This is a genomic window from Lichenifustis flavocetrariae (genome assembly GCF_026130545.1).
Classification (GTDB): Bacteria; Pseudomonadota; Alphaproteobacteria; order Rhizobiales; family Beijerinckiaceae; genus Lichenihabitans; species Lichenihabitans flavocetrariae.
In genome coordinates this window covers 1-7,681 of record NZ_JAMOIM010000095.1, presented here as the reverse complement: position 1 = coordinate 7,681, position 7,681 = coordinate 1, and the positions used below count along the sequence as shown (strand labels likewise).

The window sequence follows — 7,681 nt, the reverse complement described above, 5'->3', positions numbered from 1 at the left end:
TCTACAAAGTAAAGACGCAGCAGGGAATCCCTCAAAAATCCTCGTCGCGAATCAAAAATTTATCGACGCTTCCTTAGGCCCCCATCCGGACGCGGTTGGATCTGGAGGCGTATGGATGGTCGCCCCCGGATCCAGTTGGATCACGGTTGATGACGTGAAGCTCCCCTCGATAGACCCGAACGAACCCTCGATCCTGAGATCGATCGAGTTGCCATTGAAAACGAGCGAGTACGTTCCCGCGGGATCCACTGCCCGTTTCGCCACGTCGTTCGGGCCTACCGAAGTCGTAATCTGAGACGGTTGCTCAGCGGGAAGACGGCAGAACCCCAAACGCCTGGCGCGTCTCCATGCTGGTTCTGGTATGGCCAGAACCTTTGAGCGTCTGCATTTGAAGGTATGCTCGGCAACAAGCCGATGATGCTGATGGACCTGGTTGTCGTCATGCGATCTGCCTCGCGATTTGGAGCGCGATAGCGCGCGGAATTGATGCCGGGTCTGGCCACCCTTGTCCGCGGTGATCCAAGGATCGCGGGGCACGGAGGGAGGCTTGTGGCTCTTCGATGGACCCGAGCGACACCGTCAAGGAGTGCCCCGCATTGGTGCCCGCGCCGAAGCGCGGTGTTCTCATCAGGATTGGCGCGTCGCGCCATACTGACCGAAGTTCTTCGGCAACTGCCGGCGTCGAGATCCGGTCGGGCCGATGATGTGGAGCGCGATGGCGCTCGAAATGAATGTGCCGGCCGTGCTGCCCTTGACCGTCATTGCTGTGCGCCGGGGCACGGAGAGCAGCTTGTCGCTATTGGGCGGGCCGGCTGCGCCCGCATGAAAGGTCCCCGACGAACTCGGCCGTCAGTCTTCGACGGGATGCAACTCGTGGACTGGCAGGCGAAGCGCATGGTTGGTGGGCGCCTCGTAGCGGTCGAGTGCGGACGTGACCATCCGCTGCCAGTCCGATCGTGTAATTGCGACGCCGTCCGCAATAAGGGGCGGTCGGTACCCGCTCGCGTCGCCGGGATAGAGCGCCGGCAGATCGATGACCGTCGACAGGTCCGGCAGCCCGGCTACCGTTTCCTCCGGGTAAAAGGTCACACGTTCGAACGCACGTTGCCGAAGGACATGGCGAACCGGCGGATCCAGGCGCGAGGCGCCTTTGCCGTCATCGCCGATGATGTCCTGATCGCGTCCATTGAACGGCATGTCGGTCGCCGGATTGATCCACAGCATGACGCGCTGTTTCGAGACGGTCTTGGCCGGCACGGTGACGGTGTTGCGAAAGTCTTCCGCTGAGGGGATCAGATCGGCGCCGACCGGGCGTTCGGCATTCGTCGACAAGCGCGCCGTCTCGGCTTCGGCCAGGGCCCGGAGCAGGCTGCGCACGATCGTCACCGCTTTGGGGTACTCGGCTTGCAACCGAGCTCGGACGGCTGTCACCTGATCGGCTGCGGCATCGTAAGCCACGCGACGATCGCCGTCCTGCTTCGCGGCACGCGCCTCGGCGAGCTTGAGCTCGAGTTCCTCGATCGCCGCCCGAGAGCGCTCAATGGTGCGGGAGGCGACGCCAGCTTGGTCGTCATGCGCTTTCAGCTCGTCGTCAGTGCCGGACAGCAGAATGGCGCGGCGGGCGTCGCGCAGTCGCGCCACGGTTGTTTCCGCGGCCTGCGCTTCGGCGTGTAGTCCGGCGATCGTGCGTTCGAGGGCGGGGATCGAGGGCGACGATGCGACGAGCAAGGTGCGCCAGTCTTCCACCGGGGCGGCTAGGCCGGGCTTGGCGCGGGCGTTCATAGAAAGCCTCGGTGAAAGGCCTCACTGATGCGCCGCGCTTCGATCTGAACCTGCGCGGCATTGAGCGGAGTTTCAGCCGTGGGCGGCGGCACAGCTCGGGTCGACTGGTGTTCCGCTTTGGGTGGGGCAACGGCCACTCCTGTCGGTACTGGCTCCAGGATTGCGCCGGCCGGTGTCAGCACTGATGGAGTTGCGGCGACCGCGACCGCGACCGCTCCCGATGCGATGCGGCGGCCGATTGCCAGGCCTTTTGCAAAGTCGCTCGAGAGCGCGGCCCGTGGGTGTGCTTCCCCTCCGCCGTTTGGTGAGACAGCGTACTGACGGGCGACGCGGGCACCTCGGTCGAAATCGGGCGTGCCGGCCATTTGTCCCGCCGAAGATTGGCGGGCCGCAATGGCTTGGCCATTCTCGTGATCGGCTCGCGCCTGCGCTGGGTCAGGGCGGGTGCCGTAGACTCTCGGATTGTCGGTCATGGGTGTTCCTTGCTGATGATGAAGGATGCGGACTGCGGACCTCGTACCAGTCCGCAGTCCGCACGAAGGTGCGCAGGTACGAGGTGCGCACCTGGTTTCGGTCAGGTGAGCACCTCTAGATCAAGTTAGAGGTTTGGCTCGGGCCGGATCGAGATTCGACTTCAGCGCTCTGCGGACGGCCTCTTCGTCGAATGTGCCGTCTTCGAGACGCGGAATCTGGCGCGTGGCTGCCAACTTGTGGAGCCCCGATTTCGCTCGTCCAAGACGGCGAGCGAGTTCGCTGAGGCTGATTCCTGGACTGTTCACTGTTCAGTGTTCGCCTTGAAAAAACATGGTGCGACTAGCCCTTCCCCGGGATCCCTATGCCCGCACGAGGCCGGGGTGGTTCTGAACGGTCCCTAAGCTCTGCGCCTGCACGCCCACGGCCTCGGAGGATCGCCGCACAATGCCACACTGGCGGTCGCCTACGCTGCTCTCTGGCTGCCACCGATGGCCGGCGACAGGAGCGTCCCATTGTCGACCTGCGCGACGTCGACCCAGCGCTCGCCGACCAGCTCTTGTCCCCCGAAGAGGGCCAGAAGACGGTTGGCTTCCTTTGCCTCGACGGTGACGTCGGTCCATGGCGGGTTCTCGATCAGGCCCGTCATGCCGAGCGGACCTTGCACTGGCGTTCCGGTGATGAGCGTGCGCGACAGGCGAATTGTCTTCGTGTTGGTCATCGTGTTCTCCATGCAAAAAGGGTTCAGGCTTCGACGGCTTCGATCAGGGCCAAGCGGTGGCGGGCGCCGGCCCAGTAGGCCTGCAGGATCGTCGGGTAGTCGCCGACAAAGTCCTGTCTGAAGTCGTGGACGCGGACGCTGCCACCGATGGCGCGCAACGTGAAAGCGGGGGCGCGGAAACCATCGTTCAGCGCGACGGTAAACGCGACAGGATCGCCAGCGCGGATGATGTCGATCACGGCATCGCAGATGACGACATCAGTGGACTCGTCGGGTTCGTTCATGGTCAGCCCGATACCAAGGCGAACGAGCGCCGCTTCGCTTCAAGATCACTCGTGCACTGGCGTCATCTGACGGCCATGGCTCAAAATTGAGTCATGCTGTCGGTCAGGCCGCGTGGTCCGTTCGAGGCCTGTCGCTCCCCAGCCAACTCAGCCGCGAGGCCGCTTCCTCTCGCTCACGGAGCCAAGCCAGCAAGACAGACCGCCGAGCGAACAACGTCTGGCCGACTTTCCAGACCGGAAGGCGGCCGGCCTGTGCATGGTGGTATGTTTGACGTTCGGTCATGCCGACGATCGGGGCGATCCTCTTGGCCCCGGCTACCACATCATCTTGCAACATGAGGAGCTCCAGGAAGTTCTGAATGGCGCGCAAGATCTGCACGATGCGGAACACTACGGCCAACAAAAAGCCCGGCAGCCATTTCTGGCTCCGGGCGTCAATCTTCGACAATGCCAATCTTCAGCATTTCACCCGTCGGGTCAACGCCTCGCTGTTCGAATGGCCATGTCGGAATAGTTATCCACATGTACTTTTGAAACCTTGCCGACCGCGATCGAGGCTTTGGCCAATTCTTCAAGCGCGTCGCGAAATCTCGCTGCGAAATAAGCTACCGACCGAGCGCCCGCCCTTCCCTGTGCTGTGGCGACCTGCTCAAACGTAAGTCCGTCGCCGACGACAAGCCGCACGATCGTGGCGTCGACAGGCCCGATAGCCAGCCGTAGCCGCGCCATCATCTTCACCGCTTGGCGTGCCGCATCGAGGCCGTGGACCGAGGCCGCGCCAGGCTGCATCGACGTGTCGACGAAATCCGCCCACCGCGAGCCGACCGCGGCATGGGCGCGCTCGATCACGTCCTGCACAACGCGGCCGGCATCGAAAGCCTGGGGCGAGATCCGGCCGTGGTCCAGCTCGTTTTGAAGAATGTCGATCCGGCGCTTCGGGCCCGGGGCAAGCTTCATCTCCGATCTTCCTTCGACACGTGTCCACCGAAGGACTGCATTACTCCGGCAAGAGCGATGAGCGCGGCTTCGGCCCGAATTTCACCGGCCGGATGCTGAAACCACTCGGCCCGCATCGGCCACGTGGCGACGGCGGCGTACCGTGCAGCGTTTCTCACGCAGCGGCTGCGCGGCAGACCTGTAAGTCGACGCCAGATGGGTGTCGGCGATCGACATATCGGAACCTGATGGGCAGTGGAGACTCCCTCAACGATGCCAAGCGCAAAACCTCGCGAAGTGGCCGCCAGCGACGTATCGTTCGAGCGGATCTCGTGAACCTCCATCATTGCTGCCGCCGGTTGCCAGGCCCTGAAGATGGCCGACAGACGCGCGCCATCAATGTGCGGCCGCATGCGCGGTCCGTAACCAGTCAAGGGAACGTCGAGAACGTCGATCAGCTCGTGATCGGTAGAGACCAGCGCCAAGGCGCCGCCATCGGCCAAGATGATGCCGGCGACGTGCCCCCGAGCTTCACAAATGACCGGCCGGCGCGGTTCTGCGTCGATGAGACGGCGGCCACGCCACTCACGCGCGACGGCCAGCCCAGGCCGGCGATGTGCATGGCACCGGCGCTGCGGTTCGAAGCTGGCCAGGGTGATCGGGGTGACAGTCTCGAACGTCTCATTGCATGTCGGGCATCTCGACTGCCAAGTGACCAGCTGCGTCTCCCCACCATCCTTTCGCGTGTAAGGCGCTGCCGAGACAGCGACGAACACCTGATCTTGCAGGACGCGTGGGTTGGGAAGGTCGTCACTATTGTCCTGGTGATCAAGAGTTTGAGTCATTCCTGCCGATCCCCCAGGCCAAGAATCTTCGCACTGGGTTCGGTCCGGTGATCACCATCGGCGCGGTGAACACACCTGAACACCCCTATGGCCCTCCTAAGAGGGGCCAATAGGGGTGTTCATGGTGTTCAAACACCGTTGAACACCAATGCATGAACACCGGTGTTCAATTGAAAAGATTGAGAAATTGGGTCCGTGATAACCGTGTTGAACACCGGTGTTCAAGGTGTTCAAAAGCACCCATTTGAACACCGCCTGGTGTTCAAGATTCAGGCCCATTTCTGAGCCTCCTCGCGGCCCTTTTCTGTAATGGTCCAGTGACCTTTTTCGGACGCTGCAAAGTGATCCTGCTCAAGCCGTTTGAGGTGCTTGCCGACCATCGCCTGGGAGCACCCAACATCGGCAGCCCATGTTCGTTGAGGGCCTTCAGGATGCGTGATCATGGCCTTAAGCAGCGCTGGCGGTGACGCAGGGCGCGTGTCTGTCAACGCCACCGGACTGGGCTTACTCGGCACATGGCGGCGCATCACGGGCATCTGAATAGGACGATCTTCGCTGTCCAAGATGAGAGGGCTCGTTGCCAGCTCGTGCACGAAGGAGATCGGTGCGAAGTCCAAACCGCGGATCTTGCCTGCCCAATGAAGGTCGACACACTTCTCGACTGAGTTCCGGCGAAGCACGAGGTTGGCGTCGAGCTCGTTGAGGAGCATGCCGCTTCCAACGGGGACCAATTCGTCATTGCCAGCCCCTTTTCCTGGATGCATGGCAACGAGCACTGCAGGCGCCCCACGAAGTTCAGTGATGGGCCGCAAGCGCCTGAGGAATTCTCCGCCTTCCACGCCGCTGTTCAGATCTTTACCGTCGAACATCGCACTGAAGCCATCGATGATGACGAGTGAAATCTCGTGCCCGTGCAGCGTGACTTGCTGAAGCGAGAAAAGAAGATCTTCGGGAGAGCACCGGCCGCGGATGATGATGAACTGGTTTCCCAACTTCCCGATCCTGATGTCAAAGAATCGAGCTGTGACGACCATCCGTCCGCGGACGTGCGCGGGATTTTCGATCGTCACGAAAACAACCCGACCCTTACGGCTCGGCAGGCCGAGCACCTCAGAACGCCCTGACGCGACAGCAAGGGCGAGCGACAACATCAGACCTGTCTTGCCCGTGCCGGTGCCGGCCGTGAGGCCAAAAAGCGTTCCGGAGCATAAGAAGGGTTCGACAATGAAGTCGGGCGGTTTCCATTCCAGGCCAAAACTATAGGCGCTTTGCAATGGCAGAAGTCTTGGGCTCGGAGCAGGCACCTCCTCGATTCCGTCCGTTTCTCCCAGCGGATCGAGGGTGCTCATACGGATCCGCTCGACCTCTTCAATTTCTTCAACCGTGATGCGTCGCTGGCGACGCTTGGTGGTGCGCTCTGCCATCATGCGGCCTCCCCGGTTTTCGCGGCCGACGTGGATGTCAGAACGTCGCCGAGCCTTTCCCTGACCCACGCATCAAGCTCGTGTTCAGCGTAGAGAATCAAGCGCCCACCGCACTTGTTGAACTTTGGCCCGCCGCCGTACGTACGCAGCTTGTTGAGCGTGTTCACGGCCACAGGATAACCGTGCTTACTCTTACAATAAGCCGAGGCTTCTCGGACAGTGTGATGGCGAACATGCATATCCGTTTGCAAGGAAGACTCCTGCATTTCTTGGGTGACCACCGGAATATTCGGCGAGTGGGTGCGCGCAGTTTTCATTTACTGGCCAGCGACCGCCAACGACTTCAATGTCGTGCAAACCTGCGCCCAAGTCAAACTTCAAGTAAAAAAACAAGCTTATCAAAAGCAATTCGGCGTAAAATCAGCCAAATATGGATTATCTTAGACGTCAATAAATCTCGACATATCAATCGCTCGCCTGTGTCCGGCTCATGTTCGGCCTAATGTATAAAAATGCTCAAGAGCCAGCTTCGAAGTCAAGATTGAAAAAACGGGATGTAAATACATTCATTTTCGCTGTTTCAGACAGCTTAACTGGACGTCACAGGCCTTTTACTTACATGTTTTGACAATTGGACAACCTCGGCCGTGCGCAGGCGCTCGCGTCCAGAGCCGAGACGCAGCGCGTCGGCGATCCTGGCCCCGGTCCTGTCGGCCACAGCCTTCAGAGGATCGTCGTGAAGGTGTGCATAAATCTCCGTTGTGCGGGCTTGCTTGTGGCCCAAAATCTTTGAAACCACGAACAGCGTAGCCCCGTCCGCAACCGCGAAGCTCGCATAGCTATGGCGAAAGTCGTGCAGTCTTACGCGAGACAGGTCTGGCGCGCGATCTACAGGCTCGTCAGCTTCAATCGCACGCTGCTTGGCCAGTGCGGTGGCGCGAAGGCGGACAGCGACCCATACCTTCTGCAAGCCAACGATGCGGCCGTCAGTTTTCGACGACGGGAGCACGAAGGGCGAAGCGCGCTTGATAGACGACAGGAGCGCAAGCGCCGCAGCCGCAAGAGGCACAATCTTCGCGCCGGTCTTGCTGTCCGGGAGCCGAAGGCAGGCCCGATCAAAATCGACCCAGTCCCATCGCAGGCCTAAGAGTCTGTCCGAAGTCATATCTTTTTCTGGCAGAGCTTTCGCAGCATGAGTCGAATAGACGCCAGTTGTAA

General features: G+C 61.0%; 12 protein-coding genes. 1 reads left to right on the top strand and 11 read right to left on the bottom strand.

From position 1 onward, the window contains the following. A partial coding sequence (locus M8523_RS35340) for a hypothetical protein (RefSeq protein ID WP_282589487.1) occupies positions 1–295 on the top strand: 295 nt, incomplete at its 5' end. A gap of 332 nt (positions 296–627) precedes the next feature. On the opposite strand, the gene M8523_RS35335 is transcribed toward M8523_RS35340, so the two are convergent. From M8523_RS35335 to M8523_RS35285, 11 genes are all read right to left on the bottom strand, one after another. Then, positions 628–762: a hypothetical protein gene (locus tag M8523_RS35335; protein WP_282589486.1), complete on the bottom strand. Its 135-nt coding sequence runs from the start codon at positions 760–762 to the stop codon at positions 628–630. A gap of 87 nt (positions 763–849) precedes the next feature. Next, positions 850–1,782 (bottom strand): hypothetical protein, encoded by a 933-nt coding sequence (locus tag M8523_RS35330; protein ID WP_282589485.1) that lies wholly within the window; start codon positions 1,780–1,782, stop codon positions 850–852. Next, the gene (locus M8523_RS35325) at positions 1,779–2,255 is read right to left on the bottom strand and encodes a hypothetical protein (RefSeq protein WP_282589484.1); all 477 of its coding nucleotides are present in this window, start codon (positions 2,253–2,255) and stop codon (positions 1,779–1,781) included. The genes M8523_RS35330 and M8523_RS35325 overlap by 4 nt, the downstream gene beginning before the upstream one ends. Positions 2,256–2,719: 464 nt before the next feature. After that, positions 2,720–2,974 (bottom strand): hypothetical protein, encoded by a 255-nt coding sequence (locus tag M8523_RS35320; protein ID WP_282589483.1) that lies wholly within the window; start codon positions 2,972–2,974, stop codon positions 2,720–2,722. A gap of 23 nt (positions 2,975–2,997) precedes the next feature. Continuing rightward, entirely contained in the window at positions 2,998–3,258 is a 261-nt protein-coding gene (locus M8523_RS35315; RefSeq protein ID WP_282589482.1) for a hypothetical protein, read from the bottom strand. A gap of 103 nt (positions 3,259–3,361) precedes the next feature. Further along, a complete protein-coding gene (locus M8523_RS35310) occupies positions 3,362–3,706 on the bottom strand; it encodes a hypothetical protein (protein WP_282589481.1) in 345 nt (114 codons plus the stop codon). 29 nt (positions 3,707–3,735) lie between these two features. Then, a complete protein-coding gene (locus M8523_RS35305) occupies positions 3,736–4,215 on the bottom strand; it encodes a hypothetical protein (protein WP_282589480.1) in 480 nt (159 codons plus the stop codon). Next, positions 4,212–4,679 carry a RuvC family protein gene (locus M8523_RS35300; RefSeq protein WP_282589479.1) on the bottom strand — a complete coding sequence of 156 codons (468 nt, stop codon included), beginning with the start codon at positions 4,677–4,679 and terminating at the stop codon, positions 4,212–4,214. Before M8523_RS35300 ends, M8523_RS35305 begins: the two co-directional genes overlap by 4 nt. Before the next feature lie 629 nt (positions 4,680–5,308). Continuing rightward, complete coding sequence (locus M8523_RS35295; protein ID WP_282589478.1) at positions 5,309–6,466, bottom strand: AAA family ATPase; 1,158 nt, start codon at positions 6,464–6,466, stop codon at positions 5,309–5,311. Then, positions 6,463–6,780, bottom strand: a complete 318-nt coding sequence (locus M8523_RS35290) for a helix-turn-helix transcriptional regulator (protein WP_282589477.1) — start codon at positions 6,778–6,780, stop codon at positions 6,463–6,465. The genes M8523_RS35295 and M8523_RS35290 overlap by 4 nt, the downstream gene beginning before the upstream one ends. A gap of 272 nt (positions 6,781–7,052) precedes the next feature. Then, a partial coding sequence (locus tag M8523_RS35285; RefSeq protein ID WP_282589476.1) for a tyrosine-type recombinase/integrase occupies positions 7,053–7,681 on the bottom strand: 629 nt, incomplete at its 5' end.

Excerpts from the sequence above, each read along its gene's own strand:
- M8523_RS35335 (WP_282589486.1), bottom strand. The coding sequence starts at position 762 with ATGACGGTCAAGGGCAGCACGGCCGGCACATTCATTTCGAGCGCCATC.
- M8523_RS35330 (WP_282589485.1), bottom strand. The coding sequence starts at position 1,782 with ATGAACGCCCGCGCCAAGCCCGGCCTAGCCGCCCCGGTGGAAGACTGG.
- M8523_RS35325 (WP_282589484.1), bottom strand. The coding sequence starts at position 2,255 with ATGACCGACAATCCGAGAGTCTACGGCACCCGCCCTGACCCAGCGCAG.
- M8523_RS35320 (WP_282589483.1), bottom strand. The coding sequence starts at position 2,974 with ATGACCAACACGAAGACAATTCGCCTGTCGCGCACGCTCATCACCGGA.
- M8523_RS35315 (WP_282589482.1), bottom strand. The coding sequence starts at position 3,258 with ATGAACGAACCCGACGAGTCCACTGATGTCGTCATCTGCGATGCCGTG.
- M8523_RS35305 (WP_282589480.1), bottom strand. The coding sequence starts at position 4,215 with ATGAAGCTTGCCCCGGGCCCGAAGCGCCGGATCGACATTCTTCAAAAC.
- M8523_RS35295 (WP_282589478.1), bottom strand. The coding sequence starts at position 6,466 with ATGATGGCAGAGCGCACCACCAAGCGTCGCCAGCGACGCATCACGGTT.
- M8523_RS35290 (WP_282589477.1), bottom strand. The coding sequence starts at position 6,780 with ATGAAAACTGCGCGCACCCACTCGCCGAATATTCCGGTGGTCACCCAA.